Origin of the sequence: Arsenophonus sp. ENCA (assembly GCF_002287155.1) — a bacterium.
In the GTDB taxonomy this organism is placed as follows: domain Bacteria; phylum Pseudomonadota; class Gammaproteobacteria; order Enterobacterales; family Enterobacteriaceae; genus Arsenophonus; species Arsenophonus nilaparvatae.
On the sequence record NZ_NHNG01000650.1, the window covers coordinates 1 to 732 of the forward strand.

The 732-nt window shown below is 32.9% G+C and carries 1 pseudogene; it reads right to left on the reverse strand.

Features of this window, described 5'->3' with window-relative positions:
• Positions 1 to 446: 446 nt before the first annotated feature.
• Positions 447 to 732, reverse strand: a pseudogene (locus CBG25_RS16930) (hypothetical protein); the annotation flags it as partial.

Sequence of the window (732 nt, forward strand, 5' to 3'; positions counted from 1 at the left end):
AGTGAAAATATCATGCTATTTATGTCGCAGCTATTACCGCCAATTTAGGCTCTCTGTAAAGACATTGCGAATATACTATTTTGGTAAACCGTTTTTGGTGTAATAAATCTGGCAACTATTTTAATCAACATGTCACAGCATTAATTTCAAATTATTATAAATTTTATATGATCAATCTTGCCAGATTAAAAAAAGAGGCCAGAAATACTGGCCTTATCAGGTTAGAAGGAAGTGTAAAACAATATTATTCTTATTTCGATGGTTCTAACTACAATTAATTTTTTAACAATATTTTCTTTTTAATTGATTAAACTAATTGAATTTTATTGTTTTTGTGGTTGAGAGTTTTGTTGCATGGTTGCCGCTTTTTCTTTAGCGCTTTCACTTAAAGTGTTTGCCTTATTGGTTAGATCCTCTTTAGCCGCTGCTGCTTTATCAGATAATGTCTAGACCTCAGAATTAAACCCTTCTTTAACTTGGGTTGCTTTTTCTTTGGCTTGATTTGTGGCTTCAGTGGCTTTATCTGAAATATTTTGTTGCAACTCTGATGTTTTTTGTTTGGTTGTTTCTTTTAATTGATCTGCTTTTGTTGATAGTTTATCAGCTTCTTCAGCAGCTTTATTTTTTATATCGGTTGCAGCTTCTTTCGCATTATCAACCACTTGTTTAGCTTTTTCTGCCCCAGCCTGTTTTATTTGTTCAGCGCTTTCCTTGGTCTGTTTGATGGCATCA